Source organism: Ancylobacter sp. TS-1 (genome assembly GCF_009223885.1).
In the GTDB taxonomy this organism is placed as follows: domain Bacteria; phylum Pseudomonadota; class Alphaproteobacteria; order Rhizobiales; family Xanthobacteraceae; genus Ancylobacter.
In genome coordinates, this window is record NZ_CP045144.1 from 1,135,450 (window position 1) to 1,154,328 (window position 18,879).

General features: G+C 69.0%; 18 protein-coding genes. 12 read left to right on the forward strand and 6 right to left on the reverse strand.

Going from position 1 to position 18,879, the window contains the following annotated elements; genetic code table 11:
* Window positions 1-504: a flavin reductase gene (locus GBB76_RS05540; protein WP_246669101.1), complete on the reverse strand. Its 504-nt coding sequence runs from the start codon at window positions 502-504 to the stop codon at window positions 1-3.
* 405 nt (window positions 505-909) lie between these two features.
* On the opposite strand from GBB76_RS05540, the gene GBB76_RS05545 reads away from it, so the two are divergent.
* From GBB76_RS05545 to GBB76_RS05570, 6 genes are all read left to right on the forward strand, one after another.
* Window positions 910-1,827, forward strand: coding sequence for a branched-chain amino acid ABC transporter permease (locus GBB76_RS05545; protein ID WP_018391412.1), 918 nt, complete (start codon window positions 910-912; stop codon window positions 1,825-1,827).
* A gap of 11 nt (window positions 1,828-1,838) precedes the next feature.
* The gene (gene livM, locus GBB76_RS05550) at window positions 1,839-3,272 is read left to right on the forward strand and encodes a high-affinity branched-chain amino acid ABC transporter permease LivM (RefSeq protein ID WP_152302373.1); all 1,434 of its coding nucleotides are present in this window, start codon (window positions 1,839-1,841) and stop codon (window positions 3,270-3,272) included.
* The gene (locus tag GBB76_RS05555; protein WP_152302374.1) at window positions 3,272-4,234 is read left to right on the forward strand and encodes an ABC transporter ATP-binding protein; all 963 of its coding nucleotides are present in this window, start codon (window positions 3,272-3,274) and stop codon (window positions 4,232-4,234) included. Before livM ends, GBB76_RS05555 begins: the two co-directional genes overlap by 1 nt.
* Window positions 4,231-5,007 carry an ABC transporter ATP-binding protein gene (locus tag GBB76_RS05560; RefSeq protein WP_152302375.1) on the forward strand — a complete coding sequence of 259 codons (777 nt, stop codon included), beginning with the start codon at window positions 4,231-4,233 and terminating at the stop codon, window positions 5,005-5,007. Before GBB76_RS05555 ends, GBB76_RS05560 begins: the two co-directional genes overlap by 4 nt.
* A 104-nt stretch (window positions 5,008-5,111) precedes the next feature.
* A complete protein-coding gene (locus GBB76_RS05565) occupies window positions 5,112-5,483 on the forward strand; it encodes a DUF6867 family protein (protein ID WP_202911209.1) in 372 nt (123 codons plus the stop codon).
* A 128-nt stretch (window positions 5,484-5,611) separates the two neighbouring features.
* Window positions 5,612-6,712, forward strand: a complete 1,101-nt coding sequence (locus tag GBB76_RS05570; RefSeq protein ID WP_152302377.1) for a branched-chain amino acid ABC transporter substrate-binding protein — start codon at window positions 5,612-5,614, stop codon at window positions 6,710-6,712.
* Between the two features lie 114 nt (window positions 6,713-6,826).
* On the opposite strand, the gene GBB76_RS05575 is transcribed toward GBB76_RS05570, so the two are convergent.
* Window positions 6,827-7,558: a cytochrome c biogenesis CcdA family protein gene (locus GBB76_RS05575; RefSeq protein ID WP_152302378.1), complete on the reverse strand. Its 732-nt coding sequence runs from the start codon at window positions 7,556-7,558 to the stop codon at window positions 6,827-6,829.
* A gap of 114 nt (window positions 7,559-7,672) precedes the next feature.
* Between GBB76_RS05575 and GBB76_RS05580 the strand changes: the two genes are divergently transcribed.
* The 4 genes from GBB76_RS05580 (at window position 7,673) to GBB76_RS05595 (ending at window position 11,867) form a co-directional block, all read left to right on the forward strand.
* Complete coding sequence (locus GBB76_RS05580) at window positions 7,673-8,692, forward strand: P1 family peptidase (RefSeq protein WP_152302379.1); 1,020 nt, start codon at window positions 7,673-7,675, stop codon at window positions 8,690-8,692.
* A gap of 173 nt (window positions 8,693-8,865) precedes the next feature.
* A complete protein-coding gene (locus tag GBB76_RS05585; protein ID WP_152302380.1) occupies window positions 8,866-10,065 on the forward strand; it encodes a glycine betaine/L-proline ABC transporter ATP-binding protein in 1,200 nt (399 codons plus the stop codon).
* A 12-nt stretch (window positions 10,066-10,077) separates the two neighbouring features.
* Window positions 10,078-10,941, forward strand: coding sequence for a proline/glycine betaine ABC transporter permease (locus GBB76_RS05590; RefSeq protein WP_152302381.1), 864 nt, complete (start codon window positions 10,078-10,080; stop codon window positions 10,939-10,941).
* Window positions 10,942-11,012: 71 nt separating this feature from the next.
* The gene (locus GBB76_RS05595; protein ID WP_152302382.1) at window positions 11,013-11,867 is read left to right on the forward strand and encodes a glycine betaine ABC transporter substrate-binding protein; all 855 of its coding nucleotides are present in this window, start codon (window positions 11,013-11,015) and stop codon (window positions 11,865-11,867) included.
* 198 nt (window positions 11,868-12,065) lie between these two features.
* Here the strand turns inward: GBB76_RS05595 and GBB76_RS05600 are convergent, their stop codons facing one another.
* Window positions 12,066-12,449, reverse strand: a complete 384-nt coding sequence (locus GBB76_RS05600; protein ID WP_152302383.1) for a hypothetical protein — start codon at window positions 12,447-12,449, stop codon at window positions 12,066-12,068.
* A 210-nt stretch (window positions 12,450-12,659) separates the two neighbouring features.
* Between GBB76_RS05600 and rpe the strand changes: the two genes are divergently transcribed.
* On the forward strand, window positions 12,660-13,346 hold the full coding sequence (rpe, locus tag GBB76_RS05605; RefSeq protein ID WP_152302384.1) for a ribulose-phosphate 3-epimerase: 687 nt from the start codon (window positions 12,660-12,662) through the stop codon (window positions 13,344-13,346).
* A gap of 90 nt (window positions 13,347-13,436) precedes the next feature.
* Window positions 13,437-14,744: an adenylosuccinate lyase gene (purB, locus tag GBB76_RS05610; RefSeq protein ID WP_152302385.1), complete on the forward strand. Its 1,308-nt coding sequence runs from the start codon at window positions 13,437-13,439 to the stop codon at window positions 14,742-14,744.
* A gap of 27 nt (window positions 14,745-14,771) precedes the next feature.
* Here the strand turns inward: purB and GBB76_RS05615 are convergent, their stop codons facing one another.
* The 3 genes from GBB76_RS05615 to GBB76_RS05625 form a co-directional block, all read right to left on the reverse strand.
* Window positions 14,772-15,335 carry an SH3 domain-containing protein gene (locus GBB76_RS05615; protein ID WP_202911173.1) on the reverse strand — a complete coding sequence of 188 codons (564 nt, stop codon included), beginning with the start codon at window positions 15,333-15,335 and terminating at the stop codon, window positions 14,772-14,774.
* Between the two features lie 193 nt (window positions 15,336-15,528).
* Entirely contained in the window at window positions 15,529-18,354 is a 2,826-nt protein-coding gene (locus GBB76_RS05620) for an SH3 domain-containing protein (protein ID WP_152302387.1), read from the reverse strand.
* Window positions 18,355-18,527: 173 nt separating this feature from the next.
* Window positions 18,528-18,851 (reverse strand): DUF1476 domain-containing protein, encoded by a 324-nt coding sequence (locus GBB76_RS05625; RefSeq protein WP_152302388.1) that lies wholly within the window; start codon window positions 18,849-18,851, stop codon window positions 18,528-18,530.
* Between the last annotated feature and the right edge of the window lie 28 nt (window positions 18,852-18,879).

Genomic DNA, 18,879 nt, shown 5'->3' on the forward strand with positions numbered 1-18,879 from the left:
TCAGACCGCGCGGAATCTGCGATCCACATAAGCCAGCTTGGCGCCATCCGGCCCGAGCGTGACCGCCTCGACCCGGCCGACGAGGACGTCATGGGTGGCGATGGTGCGCACGTCCACCATCGCGCACTCGAACACCGCAATGGCCCCGACAACGCACGGCACACCAAGCGCGCCCTCGTGCCAGCGCCCGGCGGCAAAGCGCTGCTCGCCGTTCAGGGCCCCGCGACCGCCGAAGATCTCCGCCATCTCCTGCTGCCCGGCGGCGAGCATGTTGACGGCGAAGCGCCCGGCCTGCCGGAACGCCGCCGCCGAGCTGACGCGACGGTTGAGGCAGACCAGCAGGGTCGGCGGGCTGTCCGACACCGAGGCGACCGCCGTCGCGGTGAAGCCGACCCGTCCCGCCTCGCCGCGCGTGGTGACGACATGCACCGCCGCGACGAGCCGGCTCATCGCCTCGCGATAGAGGCCGGGTTCGACATGCGTCTGCGCGCCGTGGTTCCGCACTTCATCCAAACCCGTTCCACCTTCCATTGTGCACAGCCGCCCGCACCGACCCGGCCGGGAGCGTCGCTGTGCATAACTCTCCCCGTGCGAATTTGAAAAGCCACAGGAATTCACGACCCCGGCATGGCCGGAACGTGACGAAAAGATGAACCCCTTCGCTACGACAGTGCCGTGCAAACGCCTCAATAAGCGCCTGAGTTGCAAGGGATTTCAAGAAAACGGTATCTTATTACCCATATATCATCTGTTTCGATCGATTGCATTTCGTCTTTCGATCGAATTGTATCGGAGCGCGGTGCAGGCTAAGAGTCAGAAGCGCATACGCTATGGGCACGATCATAAATTACGCAAAAGCCCGGCGCAGGCGCCTTCCGCAGAAACGGCTGAGGGGAGCCGGAGCATAATATGGAAATCTTTGTTCAGCAGCTCATCAACGGGCTGACGCTCGGCTCGATCTACGGGCTGATCGCCATCGGCTATACAATGGTGTTCGGCATCATTGGCATGGTGAACTTCGCCCATGGCGACGTGTTCATGGTCTCCGCCTTCATCGCGCTGATCTGCTTCCTGCTGGTCACGACGGTGATGGGCATCACCTCGATATTCCTGGCGCTGGCCATCGTGCTTGTCGTGGCGATGGTGTTTACCTCGCTGCTGAACTGGGCGATCGAGCGGGTGGCCTACCGGCCGCTGCGCGGCTCGTTCCGGCTGGCTCCGATGATCTCCGCCATCGGCATGTCGATCTTCCTCGCCAATTTCGTCCAGGTGACGCAGGGTCCGCGCAACAAGCCGATCCCGCCCATGATCACCGATGTGATCGTGCTGATGGACAACGGTTCCTATCAGGTCACGCTGGCCTGGAAGCAGGTGATCATCATGGTGATCACGGCGGCGCTGCTCGGTGGCTTCTGGTACCTGGTGCAGAAGACCTCGCTCGGCCGCGCCCAGCGCGCCTGCGAACAGGACCGCAAGATGGCGGCGCTGCTCGGCATCAATGTCGACCACACCATCTCGCTGACCTTCGTCATCGGCGCCGCGCTGGCCGCCGTCGCCGGCACGCTGTACCTGATGTATTACGGCGTCGCGAACTTCGCCGACGGCTTCGTGCCGGGCGTGAAGGCCTTCACGGCGGCCGTGCTCGGCGGCATCGGCTCGCTGCCCGGCGCCGTGCTCGGCGGGCTGCTGATCGGGCTGATCGAGACCTTCTGGTCGGCCTATTTCTCCATCGAGTACAAGGACGTGGCGGCGTTCTCCATCCTCGCCATCACGCTCATCTTCATGCCGCAGGGCCTTCTGGGGCGGCCTGAGGTCGAGAAGGTCTGAGGTCGCGCATCATGGCTGTCCAGACCGCCGAAACCGCTCCGCCCGCGGCCGCCAACCCCGTGCTGGGCCCCGCCTTCAAGGACGCGCTGATCGCCGGCCTTGTCGCGCTGGGCCTGTTCGGCCCGCTTGTCGGGTTCGAGACCGTCATCATCGACGGCGCGCTGGGGCTGGCCTACCGGCCTTCGCTGCTGGCCATCATGGTCGGCATCATCTTCGTCGGCCGGCTGCTGCTCAACCTCACCTTGTGGTCGCCGAACCGCAAACCCTCCACCCACACCGGCCCGACCCTGTTCGACCGGGCCGGCACGGTGATGGGCCCCGGCGTCAAGCCGGCGCTGCTGGCCTTCGCGGTGCTCTTCCCGGCCATCGCCACCTTCTCCCTGGGCGGGCTGAACGAGAGCCGCTACCTCATCGACCTCGGCATCCTCATCCTCACCTATGTGATGCTTGGCTGGGGGCTGAACATCGTCGTCGGCCTCGCCGGCCTGCTCGATCTCGGCTACGTCGCCTTCTACGCGGTGGGCGCCTACACCTATGCCCTGCTCGCCACCTCGGCCCCGATCAACGACTTCTTCGCCGGCCTGTTCGGCGCCACCTTCTGGGCCAACTGGGCGTTCTGGTTCTGCCTGCCGATGGCCGGCATCTTCGCCGGTGTCTGGGGCATGATTCTCGGCTTCCCGGTGCTGCGCCTGCGCGGCGACTATCTCGCCATCGTCACCCTGGCCTTCGGCGAGATCATCCGCCTGGTGCTCATCAACTGGGTGGACTTCACCAATGGCGGGGCGGGCATCGCCTCGATCCCGCGTGCCACCTTCTTCGGCATTCCCTTCAATGCCGGGCCGGATGGATTCGCGGCGCTGTTCGGGCTGCCCTTCAGCCCGATGCACCGCATCGTCTTCCTTTACTTCGTGATCCTGGCGCTGGCGCTGCTGACCGCCTTCGTCACCGTGCGCCTCCGGCGCCTGCCCGTCGGCCGCGCCTGGGAAGCGCTGCGCGAGGACGAGATCGCCTGCCGCTCGCTCGGCATCAACACCACGACGACCAAGCTGTCGGCCTTCGCGACCGGCGCCATGTTCGGCGGCTTCGCCGGCTGCTTCTTCGCCGTGCGTGCCGGCTTCGTCAGCCCGGAGAGCTTCACCTTCGACGTGTCGGCGATGATCCTGGCCATCGTCGTGCTCGGCGGCATGGGCTCGCAGATCGGCGTCGCCGTGGCGGCGGCGGTGATGATGGGCGGCATGGAGATGCTGCGCAATCTCGGCTTCCTCAAGCAGATCTTCGGTAACGACTTCGACCCCAGCCTCTACCGCATGCTGATCTTCGGCTTCGCCATGGTCGCCATCATGGTGTGGAAGCCGCGCGGCCTCGTCTCCACCCGCGACCCGACGATCTTCCTCAAGGAGCGCAAGGCGGTTTCCGGCGATCTCGTGAAGGAGGGCCACGGCTGATGGCAACCTCTCCCGCAAGCGGCCTCCCGCGCTGGGAAGCCGACCCCATCCTCATGGTCGAACACCTGTTCATGCGCTTCGGCGGCCTGATCGCGGTCAACGACCTCAGCTTCAAGGTCGGGCGCGGCGACATCACCGCCCTGATCGGCCCCAATGGCGCCGGCAAGACCACGGTGTTCAACTGCATCACCGGCTTCTACAAGCCGAGCGAGGGCCGCCTCATCCTGGCGCATGGCCGTGCGCCGACGCCCGACGAGATCGCCGAGGTCACGCGCATCGGCGAGCGCTCGCTCGTCGGGCGAGACGCCGGCGTGTTCCTGCTGGAGCGGATGCCCGACTACCGGGTGTCCGGCGAGGCGAAGGTCGCCCGCACCTTCCAGAACATCCGGCTGTTCACCGGCATGACCGTGCTGGAAAACCTCATGGTCGCCCAGCACAACGCGCTGATGGCCGCCTCGGGCTATTCGCTCAAGGGGCTGTTCGGGCTGCCGGGCTGGACGAAGGCCCAGAAGGCCGCGACCGCGAAGGCGGAATACTGGCTCGACAAGGTCGGCCTCACCGACCGCGCCGACGACCCGGCCGGCGACCTGCCCTATGGCGCCCAGCGCCGGCTGGAGATCGCCCGCGCCATGTGCTCGGAGCCGATCCTGCTCTGTCTCGACGAGCCCGCCGCCGGCCTCAACCCGCGCGAAAGCCTCGAACTCAACACCCTGCTGCGCGCCATCCGCGCCGAGCACGGCACCTCGATCCTGCTGATCGAGCACGACATGAGCGTGGTGATGGAAATTTCCGACCATGTGGTCGTGCTGGACTACGGCACCAAGATTTCCGACGGCACGCCGCAGGCGGTGAAGAACGACCCGCGCGTGATCGCCGCCTATCTCGGCGTCGACGAGGACGCCGTGGAGGAAGTCGAGGCCGAGCTTCACATGGAGCATTCCGCGCCGGGAGCGAGCGCATGAGCGATAGTCTCACCGCCACCACACCCGCCCTCGCCACGCCGGCCCGCACCGATGCGCCGATGCTCCAGGTGCGCGGGGTCAAGACCTTCTACGGCAACATCATGGCCCTGCGCGGCGTCGATGTGGACGTCTACAAGGGCGAGATCGTCACCCTGATCGGCTCCAACGGCGCCGGCAAGTCGACGCTGATGATGACCATCTTCGGCCAGCCGCGCCCGCGCGAGGGTTCGATCCTGTTCGAGGGGCGCGACATCACCAAGGTGCCGACCCATGAGATCGCCCATCTCAAGATCGCCCAGTCGCCCGAGGGCCGGCGCATCTTCCCGCGCATGAGCGTGTTCGAGAACCTGCAAATGGGCGCGGCGGTCGATGGCTTCGCCCATTTCGACGCCGATCTGGAAAAGGTCTTCGTGCTGTTCCCGCGACTCAAGGAGCGGATCAACCAGCGCGGCGGCACGCTCTCGGGCGGCGAGCAGCAGATGTTGGCGATCGGCCGGGCGCTCATGAGCCGGCCGCGCCTGCTGATGCTGGACGAGCCCTCGCTCGGGCTCGCGCCGCTGGTGGTGCGCCAGATCTTCGACGCCATCCGCGAGCTCAACCGCACCGAAGGACTCACCGTGTTCCTGGTCGAGCAGAACGCCTTCCACGCGCTCAAGCTCGCCCATCGCGGCTATGTTCTCGTCAACGGCGCCATCACCCTCTCCGGCGAGGGCCGCGAACTGCTGGAGCGTCCGGAAGTGCGCGCCGCCTATCTCGAAGGAGGGGCGCACTGATGGCTCCCGTTTCCGGCACCCTCGTCTCCAAGGGCAGTTCGGCAAGCCTCGCCGTCGCCCTCCCCCTGCTGGTGGTCGCCCTCGTCCTGCTCTCGGCAGCGTTCATGCCCGAGTTGGTGGTCGAGGTGTCGCGCGCCGACTTCGTGCTCGTCTCCCTGTTTCTGGGCGGCGGCGCGGCGTGGCTGACCGGCCGTTCCATCGCCACCACCTGGCGGCCCTACCGGCAGGCGGTGCTCTATGCGCTGCTGCTGGGCTGCGTGGTGCGCTTCTTCCATTTCGCGCTGTTCGAGGGCACGCTGCTCTCGCTGCACTATTTCCTCACCGATACGGCCTTCCTGGTCGCCATCGCCACCCTCGGCTTCCGTGCCGAGCGGGCCCGGCAGATGGCCACCCGCTATGGCTGGATCTACCGCCAGTCCGGGCTGTTCGGCTGGCTCGAAGGCAGCGCCGGAAACCGTTCCGGCGAGTCGCGATAGGCGCCTTCACCATGTTTCGCTTGCTCGTCGACAAGAGCACCGAAAAAGGCATGATACCGGCCCGGGGCGATCGTCGCCGAGCCGTAAAGGCCCTGCTTTCCACCCTTCCAGAACCAGGAGAGACGTTCATGAAGAAGCTTCTGATTGCCGGCCTCGCGCTCGGCGCCATGGCGGCGCTGGCCGCTCCGGCGTCGGCGCAGATCAAGGTCGGCGTGGGCGGTCCCATGACCGGCGCGAATGCCACCTTCGGCGCCCAGCTGAAGAACGGCGCCGAACAGTGGGCCGCCGACGTCAATGCCAAGGGCGGCATCCTCGGCCAGAAGGTCGAGCTGATCATCGGCGACGACGCCTCCAAGCCCGAGCAGGGCGTCTCGGTGGCCAACAAGTTCATCTCGGACGGCGTCAAGGTCGTCCTCGGCCACTTCAACTCGGGCGTGTCGATCCCGGCCTCCGAGCAGTATGCCGAAGCGGGCATTCTCCAGCTCACCCCGGCCTCGACCAACCCGACCTTCACCGAGCGCGGCATGACCACCGTGTTCCGCGTCTGCGGTCGTGACGACCAGCAGGGCGCCGTCGCCGGCGACTACATCGCCAAGAACCTGAAGGGCAAGAAGGTCGGCATCGTTCACGACAAGACCCCCTACGGAAAGGGCCTTGCCGACGAGACCCAGAAGTCCATGAATGCCGCCGGCATCAAGGAAGTCGTCTATGAAGGCATCAACCCGGGCGAGAAGGATTATTCCGCGCTCGTGTCGAAGCTGAAGGCCGCCAATGTCGACGTGCTCTATTACGGCGGCCTGCACACCGAAGCCGGCCTGCTCGTGCGCCAGATGCGCGACCAGGGCATGACCACCGTCCTGTTCTCGGGCGACGGCATCACCGACAAGGAGTTCTGGACCATCGCCGGTCCGGGCGCCGCCGGCACCCTGATGACCTTCGGCCCCGATCCGCGCAACAGCCCGGCTGCCGCCGCGGTCGTCGCCGAGTTCAAGAAGAAGGGCATCGATCCGGAAGGCTACGTGCTCTACACCTACGCCGCCGGCCAGGTGTTCCAGCAGGCTGCCGAGGCGACCAAGTCGCTCGATAACGCCAAGCTGGCCGAGTACATCCACTCGGGCAAGACCTTCAAGACCGTTCTTGGCGACCTGATCTTCGACAAGAAGGGCGACCGCACCACCCTCGACTACGTGCTGTACGTCTGGAAGGACGGCGGCTACTCGCAGATGTGAGCCGCACCGCCGCGCTTCGCCGCGCGGCGTCGGTTTTCACCGCGCCTATGACGAAACCCGCCGGAGCGATCCGGCGGGTTTTCTTTTGGCCATGCCGTGGAAGCGGCGTACCGCTCAACCGATGGCCGAGAGCGCCGGGAACGTCTCCAGCAGCCAGAAACTCATCTCCGACATCCAGCCGGACAGGAAGCCGATGCCGGTCAGCACCAGCAGCGCGCCCATCACCTTCTCGATGATCGGCAGGTAACGGCGCGCATGGCCGAGCAGGCCGAGCGCCGGGCGCGCCATCGCCGCGACCAGCAGGAAGGGCACGCCGAGCCCGGCGGAATAGGTCGCCAGCAGACCGGCTCCGCGCGTCAGCGTCTGCTCGCTCGCCGCCACGGCGAGGATCGCCGCCAGCACCGGGCCGATGCAGGGCGTCCAACCGAAGGCAAAGGCCAGCCCCATCACATAGGCCCCGGCCAGCGTGGTCGGCGCGTCGACATGCACGCGCTTGCTGCGCGTCAGCCAGCCGAGGCGCAGAATGCCGAGGAAATGCAGGCCCATCAGCAGGATCGCGACGCCCGCCACGATGGCCAGTTCCTGCGAGTAGAGCCGCAGATAGCCGCCCGCCACCGAGGCGCCGGCGCCAAGCGCGACGAACACCGTCGTGAAGCCAGCAACGAACAGCCCGGCCGCGCCCAGCGTGCGCCACGCGGCGACATCGGTGGGCGCCTTGTGGGTGATCTGGTCGAGGCTGGTGCCGGCGAGGTAGCACAGGTAAGGCGGAACCAGCGGAAGCACGCAGGGCGAGGCGAAGCTGGCGATACCGGCCACGAAGGCGGCCGGAAGAGTGACGTCGGCCATGAAATGCGCAACCTTGCCGTTCCCGGGGAGCTTCCCAATGCACGCCCGCATCGGGTTGCGCAATGCGGTGCCTTGGCCCTCCCCGTGATGTGATGCCCGTGCGCGAGGAAAACGATGCGTAACCTGATCACCGACGTCGCCGGCCTCAGGGTCGGAAACGCCACCGACCTCGACCTCGCCTCCGGCGTCACCACCGTCATCTTCGACGAGCCGGCGGTCGCCTCCGTCGATGTGCGCGGCGGCGGGCCGGGCACGCGGGAGACCGATCTGCTGGCGCCGGACGAGACGGTCGGCGCCATTCACGCGCTCACCCTGTCCGGCGGCTCGGCCTTCGGGCTCGACGCCGGCGGCGGCGTCATGGCGGCGCTGGCGGAGCGCGGCATCGGCTTTCCCGTCGGCGAGGCGCGCGTGCCCATCGTGCCCGGGGCGGTGCTGTTCGATCTCATCAATGGCGGCAACAAGGCCTGGGGCCGGTTCTCGCCCTATCGCGAGCTGGGCTACCGGGCGGCAATCGAGGCGCTCGAGGCGGCCGACGACGCCGCCGGACGCGACTTCCCGCTCGGCACGTCAGGCGCTGGAACCGGCGCGACGACGGTCGATTTCAAGGGCGGGCTGGGCTCGGCCTCGGCGCTCGCTCCCTCCGGCCACACGGTCGGGGCGCTGGTGGCGGTCAATGCCTGCGGCACTGTCAATCTCAACGGCGGGCCGCATTTCTGGGCGGCGCCCTTCGAGCGCGGCGGCGAGTTCGGCGGGCTCGGCCTGCCCTCGCCGCTGCCCCCCTTGCCGGAGCGCCCGCTGCTGAAGGGCCTGCCGCCCGGCGCCAACACCACCATCGCCATCGTCGCCACCGACGCGGTGCTCACCAAGGCGCAGTGCAAGCGCCTCGCGGTGATGGCGCATGACGGCTACGCCCATGCCATCTGGCCGGTGCACAGCCCGCTCGATGGCGACACCATCTTCGCCGCTGCCACCGGCAGGCGCCCGCTGGCCGACCCGATCTTCGACCTCGCCCTGATCGGCGACGCAGTGGTGCGCGCGCTCGCCCGGGCCTGCGCCCGCGCCGTCTTCGAGGCCACCGCCCTGCCCCAGCCCGGCACGATTCCCGCGTGGCGCGACCGCTGGCGCGGAGGCTGAGCCGCGCGGCGGGCGCGACGTCATTGCGGCCGACGCAACGGCGCTGTTGAGGCGAACGCAATAGCGACGGTGTCCTGTCACCCTCCTGTCGTCTTTGCAGCCCCCATTGTCGCATCTGTCCAATCGGCATGGCTGCCATGCGCCCGACACTCGCCTCTAGACGAGGGGAGCGCATGAACGACGCAAAGCCACGCATTCGGGTTCGGGGTCTGACCAAGATCTTCGGCGACAAGGCCGGGGCGGCGCTGCCGCTGCTCCAGGCCGGGCAGAACCGCGCCGAGGTGCAGAAGCAGACCGGCGCCGTCATCGGGCTGCACGATGTGAGCTTCGACGTCGGCGAGGGCGAGATCCTTGTCGTCATGGGCCTGTCCGGCTCCGGCAAGTCGACCTGCCTGCGCTGCATCAACCGGCTGATCGAGCCGACCTCGGGCTCTGTCTTCGTCGACGAGACCGACGTCACCGCGCTCGGCGAGCGCGATCTGATGGAGTTCCGCCGCACCCGCTTCGGCATGGTGTTCCAGCAATTCGCGCTGTTCCCCCACCGCACCATCCTGCGCAATGTCGAATACGGGCTGGAAGTGCAGGGCCTCGCCGCCGAGGCACGGCGCGAGCGCGCGCTGGCGGCGATCGAGACCGTCGGCCTCAAGGGCTGGGACCAGCATTACCCCTCGCAGCTTTCCGGCGGCATGCAGCAGCGCGCCGGCCTCGCCCGCGCGCTGGCCCTCAATCCCGACGTACTGCTGATGGACGAGGCCTTCAGCGCCCTCGACCCGCTGATCCGGCGCGACATGCAGCAGGAACTCGTCGCCCTGCAGAAGCGGCTCAAGAAGACCATCGTCTTCGTCAGCCACGATCTCGACGAGGCCATCGCCCTCGGCGGGCGCATCGTGCTGATGAAGGACGGCCGCGTCGTGCAGGAAGGCACCGCCGCCGATTTCCTCGCCCATCCCGCCGACGATTATGTCCGCCGCTTCGTCGAGCATATCGACGTGCTGGGCGTGGTCACGGCCGGCGACGCCATGCGCGCGCCGGCGGCCGTCAAGCCCTGGCAGAGCACCGCCGCCGAGGCGCTGGCGAGCCTCGTCCAGTCCGGCGAGCCGGTGATGACCGTCGTCTGCCACGAGGGCCGTTTCCAGGGCACGGTCGACGCCGACACGCTGCGGCGCGCCGGCGACACCGAGCTGCGCCTGCTGCTGAGCGACCGCGAAGCCTGCGTGCCCTCCTCCGCGACCCTCAACGAAACTGTCGCCAAGCTCGCCGACGGGCGCGGCGAGATCGCCGTGATCGACGCCGAGCGCTTCCTGCGCGGGGTCATCGCCAATGCCGACCTCGTGGCCGCGCTGGCGCGCCGCCGCGCCGACACGACGCATTAGGGGGACACGGGCATGGCGTTCGAGATTCCGCGCATTCCCCTCGCCGAATGGTGCGACATCGCCCTCGACTGGGCGACCGAGCATTTCTCCGGCGTCACCCGCGCGGTCAGCGCCGTGGTGGGCTCCGGCATCGAGGGTACCACCGACTTCCTCGTCGACCTGCCGCCGTGGCTGGTCATCCTCGCCTTCGGCCTGCTGGTCTGGCGCCTGACCACCGCCCGCATCGCCATCGCGACGGTCGTCGGCTTCGCCTTCCTGTGGAATCTCGAACTGTGGCGAGCGACGCTCCAGTCGTTGGTGCTGGTGCTCGTCTCCACCGCCTTCGCGCTCGCCATCGGCATTCCGATCGGCGTCTCGGCGGCGCTCAGCAAGCGTTTCTGGCGCGTGGTGGCACCGGCGCTCGACATGATGCAGACCATGCCGAGCTTCGTGTACCTGATCCCGGCGATCCCGTTCTTCGGGCTCGGGGCGGTGTCGGCCTGCTTCGCCACCATCGTCTTCGCCATGCCACCGACCATCCGCCTCACCGCGCTCGGCATCATGCAGACGCCGCCGGAACTGGTGGAGGCGGCCGACGCCTTCGGCTCCAGCCGCTGGCAGAAGCTGTTCAAGGTGCAGCTTCCCCTCGCCATCCCGACCATCATGGCCGGCATCAACCAGACCATCATGCTGGCGCTCTCCATGGTGGTGATCGCAGCGATGATCGGTGCCGGCGGCCTCGGCGGCGAGGTGTGGAAGGCGATTCAGCGCCTCGAGGCGGGACAGGGCTTCCAGGCCGGCATCGCCATCGTCGTGCTCGCCGTCATCCTCGACCGCATCACCCAGCACATCGCCCGCCACATCCGGCAGGACCGGCAGGCCGCCGACCGCGGCTGATCCCTCACCCTCAACGGAAGCAGCGCAACGACTTCCGCCCCCCGAACCCTTCCAACGTGGAGCCTCCCGACATGTCGTTTCTCGGAAAATTCGTGAAGAGCGCGGCCCTCGCCGCCACCGCCCTTGGCCTCGCGGCCGGCGCCGCCCAGGCGGAGAAGAAGGACCTGACCATCGCCTATGTCGAATGGTCGGACGCGGTCGTCGCGACGAACATCGTCAAGACCGCGCTGGAGGAGAAGGGCTACAAGGTCAAGATCGTGCCGCTCTCGGGCGCGGCCATGTGGCAGGCGGTCGCCACCGACGAGGCCGACGCCATGGTCGCGGCCTGGCTGCCGGCCACCCACGCCGCCTATTACGCCAAGCTGAAGGGCAAGGTGGAAGACCTCGGCCCGAACGTGACCGGCGCCAAGATCGGCTGGGCCGTGCCGACCTATGTCGACATCACCTCCATCGAGGACATCAAGAAGGATCCGGCCAAGTTCGGCGGCAAGGTCATCGGCATCGACCCCGGCGCCGGCCTGATGAAGGCGTCGGAGAAGGCGATCAAGGATTACGGCCTGCCGGTGAAGCTGGTCGAGGGCTCGGACGCCACCATGGTCGCCGCGCTCAAGGACGCCTACTCCAAGAAGGAGCCGATCATCGTCACCACCTGGACGCCGCACTGGATGTTCGCCGAATGGGACCTCAAATACCTCGATGACCCCAAGGGCGTTTTCGGTGGCGAGGAGACCGTGAACACCGTCGTCTCCACCAAGCTGAAGACCGAGGCCCCCGAGGCCTACAAGATCCTCGGCAACTTCAAGCTCTCGCTGGACGACGAGCAGAAGGTGATGGTCGAGAACAACAAGCCCGGCGCCGACCCGGCCGCCACCGCCAAGGCCTGGGTCGCCGCGAACAAGGACAAGGTCGACGCCTGGTCCAAGTGACGGGTCCAAGTGAGCGGTCCAAGTGACGACGGATCGGCTCTTCCGGGAGCCGGCGGAGCGGATGGGCTCGGCGGCCCACCCTCCTGAACGGCCGGGGCCGGACATGATCCACCCCCGGTGTTGCCTCCACTCAGGCGGCCGGCTCATCCCGGCCGCCTTTTCTTTGCGCCGACCTCGCGGCCGGCGTCGGCTCACGCCTCAGGGGCAGGGTTCCCAGAAGCCCTGCGTGCGCTGGGGATTGGTGTAGAACCAGCAATAGTTCGGCTGCGGCGGCGGGCCGGCGAGGTTGGCCGCCGCCACGCCGGTCAGGAAGCCGAGCGCCGCTCCGGCGGCCACGGCACCGCCCGGCGGCCAGTAGGGGCGCGGATTGACCACCACCACGCCGCCGCCGCGCGGCACCGGGCCGTAATAGCGGCCGGGACCGTAATAATGGCCCGGGCTGCGCCAGCCGCCGCCCCAGGCAACGCCGCAGCCGCGTCCGCCGCAGCCGGCCGCCCGCCATGCGCTGGCCTCCTGCACCGTGCCCATGAGGCCCACTGTCGACAACACCGCCAGCGCGGCGAGCATGCTCTTCTTCATCATGAGACGTTCTCCACTCGATCGCCGCTTCCCGCGCCTCGCGCACGGACGGATTCGACCCCCATATGCTTGGCCTTTTCGCCTGCCCGGACAATACGCAAGTTCCGCAAGGGCGCCGGGCTGCCGCCGCAGCGCGCTTCTTCCCCCGCGCGGCGCGCCATTGCCGCCCCGGTCCCATGATGCTACGCCCCCGCGAAACGCCGGAGTTCCGCCATGACCGACCGTCCGCTGATCATCTCCCCCTCCATCCTCGCCTGCGACTTCGCGCGCTTCGGCGAGGAGGTGCGCGCGGTCGACGCCGCCGGGGCGGACTGGATCCATATCGACGTGATGGACGGGCATTTCGTGCCCAACATCTCCTTCGGCCCCGACGTGGTGAAGGCGATCCGCCCGCTCTGCGCCAAGCCCTTCGACGTGCATCTGATGATCGAACCGGCCGATCCGTATCTGGAGGCCTTCGCCAAGGCCGGTGCCGACCACATCACCGTGCACGCCGAGGCCGGCCCGCATCTGCACCGCTCGCTGCAGGCGATCCGCGCGCTGGGCAAGAAGGCGGGCGTCGCCATCAATCCCGCCACCCCGCCCGACGTGGTGGAACAGGTGCTCGACGTCATCGATCTCGTCATCGTGATGACGGTGAACCCCGGCTTCGGCGGGCAGGCCTTCCTCCCCTCCGTGCTCGACAAGGTGCGCCGGCTCTCGGCCATGATCGACGAGCGGCCGATCGACATCGAGATCGACGGCGGCGTGACCCGCGACACGGCGGCCGCCTGCATCGAGGCCGGCGCCAACGCGCTCGTCGCCGGCTCCGCCGTGTTCAAGGGCGGCGCAGATTCCTATGCTGGAAACGTGAAGGCCATCCGTGACGCGGCACTGCGCGCGCGCGGCGAACTGGTCTGAGCGTCGGCGCCACGGACGGGCGGGATTTGTCCCGCTCTCGCCTATCTGCTAGAGCGCGGGCAATCCTGTCGCTTGCCGAAAGAGCCGCCCGTGATCCCGCGCTATACCCGCCCCGAAATGGCTGCCATCTGGGAGCCGCAGACCCGCTTCCGCATCTGGTTCGAGATCGAGGCGCACGCCACCGATGCGCTCGCCGGGCTCGGCGTGGTGCCGAGGGAGGCCGCCGCGAAGATCTGGGAGATGGCCAAGGACGCCACCTTCGACGTCGAGCGCATCGACGAGATCGAGGCCGTCACCAAGCATGACGTCATCGCCTTCCTGACCCATCTGGCCGAAATCGTCGGGCCCGAGGCGCGCTTCGTCCATCAGGGCATGACCTCCTCCGACGTGCTGGACACCTGCCTGTCGGTGCAGCTCGTGCGCGCCGCCGACATTCTGATCAAGGACGTCGACCGGCTGCTGGCCGCGCTGGAGGCCCGCGCCTTCGAGCACAAGCTCACCCCCACCATCGGCCGCTCGCACGGCATCCATGCCGAGCCGACCACCTTCGGCCTGAAGCTGGCGCAGGCGCATGCCGAGTTCCAGCGCAACCGCGCCCGCCTCGTCGCCGCGCGCGAGGAAGTGGCGACCTGCGCCATCTCCGGCGCGGTCGGCACGTTCGCGCAGATCGACCCGCGCGTGGAGGAATATGTCGCCGAAAAGCTCGGGCTGAAGGTCGAGCCGGTGTCGACGCAGATCATCCCGCGCGACCGCCACGCCGCCTATTTCGCCGCGCTCGGCGTCGTCGCCTCCTCGATGGAGCGCGTCGCGATCGAAATCCGGCACCTGCAGCGCACCGAGGTGCTGGAAGCCGAGGAGTTCTTCTCCGCCGGCCAGAAGGGCTCCTCGGCCATGCCGCACAAGCGCAACCCGGTGCTGACCGAGAACGTGACCGGCCTCGCCCGTCTCGTGCGCGGCATGGTCACGCCGGCACTGGAGAATGTCGCCCTCTGGCATGAGCGCGACATCTCGCACTCCTCGGTGGAGCGCGGCATCGGGCCGGACGCGACGGTGACGCTCGACTTCGCGCTGAACCGCCTCGCCGGCGTCATCGAGAAGCTGGTGGTCTACCCGGAGAACATGCAGCGCAATCTCGACCGCCTCGGCGGCCTCGTGCATTCCCAGCGCGTGCTGCTGGCCCTCACCCAGAAGGGCGCCAGCCGCGAGGACGCCTATCGCCTCGTGCAGCGCAACGCCATGCCGGTCTGGCGCGGCGAAGGCGAGTTCCAGACCCTGCTGACCAACGACCCGGAGGTCCGCCAGTATCTGACGGCCGAGGAGATCGCCGAGAAGTTCGACCTCGGCTATCACCTCAAGCACGTCGACACGATCTTCCAGCGGGTGTTCGGCCGGAGCTGAGCCCCGGCCGGATCGCCGCCGTCGCGACTAGCGGCGGCGGAAACCGGGACGGAAGTAGACCGGGCGGCCACGGAAACCGGGGCCGCCACGCCAGGCCCGCCCGCCGCGCCAGCCGGGACCGCCGCGCCAGGCCCGACCGCCGCGCCAGCCGGGACCACGCCAGCCCGGGCCCCACACGGGACGCGGACGCCAGCCGGGACCGTACCAGCCGCCACCCCAGCCGGGGCCGTACCAGCCACCGCCGCCCCAACCGGGACCCCAGGTCGAGCCGACCGCCGCGCCGAGGGCGAAGGCGCCGACGCCCAGAGCCACGTCGTTCGCGTAGTAGTTCGGGTTCACCACCACGGACGTGCCGCCGCCGGACAGGAAGCCCGCGCTGACCCAGCCGCCCGCCACGCGGCACCAGTTGCCGCTGCAGCGGCCGACATTGACGCGCGCGCCCGCCGGAAGCGAGCCGATGACGCGATAGCCCGTGCCCGGACCGCTGCGAATGTTCACATTGCTGGTGACAACGGCCGCAGCCGCCGCGTTCATGGCCGCGCCGGCGATCAGCAGGCCGGCCGCCAGCGTGAGCGACTTCAAGAGCTTCATCACATCCTCCCGCGATGTGCGTGCCGCACGAAGATGCAGCACCGACGTCCGGCGTCGAACGTCCTTTTGGGCGCCGTGCCGGTCGACATGTCGACCGGCCTCGTGCTCGCCTCATCCTCGATAGCAATCGATTCCGGCGGAATTGGTTGCATTACCTACGGAAAGGCGCGGTCGGACGAAGATGTGACCGCGCTCACCACACGCCGCTGCGCGGGCGCCAGACCACCGGCCGACCGTTATATTCGGGGCCCTCGGCATAGGGACCCTGCCAGCGCGGGCCGAGGCCGTAGTAAAAGCCCGGCGATTGCGGCAGGCGCCCCTCGCCCTTTCGCGACCAGTACATGTTGCCGCGCCGGTCGCCGGCATAGGCCCGCGTGGGATAGCCCGGATGCACGTTCCAGAAGGTGGTGCGGCCGCCCCAGTAGCTGGGGCGCGCGCCCCAGTTGGACGTCGCGTTGCGCCCGCGAAGGGCCGGCCCCCAGTAGCCGGGTCCCCAGCTCGTGCGCCAGTTGGTCCAGCCGGTACCCCGCCCGTAGCCGTCCCGGCTGCTGCCGATGCCGGACAGTGTGTCCTCGACCGGCAGGCTGGCGGCGGTGGCGTAGCCGGCCTGCGGAGTGAGCGCGGGATCATAAACGGCGGGAAAGGCCTGCGCCGAATAGCCCCGGCTTGATGCGGGCTCGGCATAGCCGGTCCCGGGATAGGCGCCGGCCAGCGTCGGCGCGGCGTAGACGCCGGTGTCGCCCCCCGCCGGTTCGAGCAGCCGGGCGCTGACATAGCCGTATTGCGTCTGGCACCAGCCATCCGCGCAGGAGGCGAGGTCGACCGGCGAGCCGCCCGGCAGCGTGCCGAGCACGTCATAGGCCGTGCCGGGGCCGCTGCGCACATTGACCGTCGTCGCGGCGACGGCACTCCCCGCCGCCCCGGAGGGCGCCAGCGCGGGCGTCACCGCCGAGCCCATGCCGGGCGCGCCGAGATAACGCGGCGCCTGCGAGGGCGAAATCGGCACCGTGCCGATGCTGGTTCCGACCGGATAGGGACGTGCGGCCGGAACGGTCACGCCGGTCCGCCGGCGCGGCGCCGGGGCCGGGGCTGCGCTGGCAAAGGCGCCGCCCTGGTCGACATGGCGCGCGCTGACATAGCCATATTGCGTCTGGCACCAGCTCCCCGTGCAGGAGACGATCTCGACCGGCGAGCCGGCCGGCAGCGTGCCGAGCGTGTCGTAGCCCGTGCCGGGGCCGCTGCGCACGTTGACCGTGGCCGTCGTGGTGGCCGTGCCGGACACGCCATAGGTGCCGACCGCCGTCGAAGGCGCATAGGCGCGCGCCGCCGCCGCATAGTTCGGCACCACGCTACCGGGAATGGCGGCGGGATAGCCCTGCGGCACGATGCCGGCCGCGCCGTAACCCATGGCGGCCTGCGCGGCGGGGTTCCAGGAAGCGGAGTCGCGGGTGTTCGAGCCGGGTATGCGCGGCTGCGCCGCCGGGCTCAGCACCTGCTGCACCGAGCCCCGCGAGAGCAGATAGAGGCTGATATATCCCTCATTGGTCTGGCACCAGCTGTTGGCGCAGCCGGTGACCTCGACCTTGGTGAAGTCCGGCAGCGTCTTGACCACATCGTATTCGACGCCCGGTCCCGAGCGCACATTGGCCACGCCGATTGTCGTGCGCGGCCCGGCCATGGTGGTGTCGGTGCCCGGATGCACCGCCTCGGCCGCCGCGTGGGCGACCGCCCCGGCCGGAGCCGTCGGCGAATAGACATGGGTCTGGGCCGGCGCCGCCAGGACCGGAGGCGCCGCATAGATCGGCGCCGGCGCGGCCAGAACCGGCGGAGCCCGATAGGTCAGCGCCGGCGCACGATAGGCGGCCGCCGCGCCATAGGCCCCGCCTTGCCCCAGCAGCGAGGCGGCGATGTAGCCGTACTGGGTCTGACACCAGCCGCCGGTGCATCCCACCACATCGACCGGCGAGCCGGCCGGCAGCGTGCCGAGGGCGGGATAGGATGTCCCCGGCCCGCCGCGCACATTCGCCGCCGTCCGCGTCGATGCCGTGCTCGCGGCGCCATAGCCCGCCGGTGCGGCGGCGAGCATGGAGCGCGGAACGGCAGCGGTGCGCGGCGCCAGGGCGGGATAGCCCTGCGGCACGATGCCGGCCGCGCCGTAGCCCATGGCGGCCTGCGCGGCGGGGTTCCAGGAAGCGGAGTCGCGGGTGTTCGAGCCGGGTATGCGCGGCTGCGCCGCCGGGCTCAGCACCTGCTGCACCGAGCCCCGCGAGAGCAGATAGAGGCTGATATAGCCCTCATTGGTCTGGCACCAGCTGTTAGCGCAGCCCGTGACCTCGACCTTGGTGAAGTCCGGCAGCGTCTTGACCACATCGTATTCGACGCCCGGTCCCGAGCGCACATTGGCCACGCCGATCGTCGTGCGCGGCCCCGCCATGGTGGTGTCAGTGCCCGGATGCGACGCCTCGGCCGCCACGTGGGCGACCGCCCCGGCCGGGCCGGTCGGCGAATAGACATGGGTCTGGGCCGGCGCGGCCATGACCGAGGGAGCCGGCGAGGCGGCGAGCGCGGGCGCGACCGGCCGGGCGGGAGCGGCCGGGGCCGCCCCCGACGACGGCGCCGAGCCGTAGCCGAGCGCGGCGGCGCCGGCCACGGCGGCCGGGCCGGCATAGGTCGGGGCGGAATAGGTGGGCGGCGCCAATGGCGAAGACGGCAGGATGGGCGCGGCGGCGGGAGACCGGTAGGCGGTTCCGGGACGCGCGGCGGGCAGGCCATAGGCGGCACCGGCCTGGCTCAGCAGCGAGGCGGCGATGTAGCCGTACTGGGTCTGGCACCAGCCGCCGGAGCATCCGACCACATCGACGGGCGAGCCGGCCGGCAGCGTGCCGAGCGCCTGATAGGAGGTACCCGGACCACCGCGCACATTCGCCGACGCCGTCGTGACCGCCGGCGCCGCAGCGGCGCTGAGCGCGCCGGCGACGGTCAGGCACGAGGCCAGTGCGAAGGACGTCGTGAACCGCATCGGCTCCTCCCCTGGCGCGGCGGTCCGGAGCGGACGGCAGCAGCCAGCGTCAGGGATGCCGCGAATGCGGTTCCTTCGCAATCAAATGACAGAAAGATGGTTGCCAAGATGCAACCGCCGTGATCCGCGCCGAAGCGTGATTCGCCCGCTCCGGCGCCCGGACCGACCCGGAATCAGCCTTCGTTCTTCAGCGTCTCGATGGCGGCGGTGAGCAGCTCTTCCATGGTACGGCGGATGCGGTGCTCGGAGACGTCGAGGCCCTTGGCGTCGAAATCGGCCTTCAGCTTGCGGTAGACATCCTCGTCGCCGGCCTCTTCGAGGTCGGCCTCGACGATCGTGCGGGCATAGGTGTCCGCCTCGGCGCCGGCGAGGCCGAGCTTCTCGGCCGCCCACAGGCCCAGCGCCTTGTTGCGGCGGGCCAAGGCCTTGAACCGCAGCTTCTGATCGTGGGCGTACTTGGCCTCGAACGCGTCTTCGCGGTCGTTGAACGTGCTCATGCTTGCTCGCCCTGTGTCTCGGAAAGTC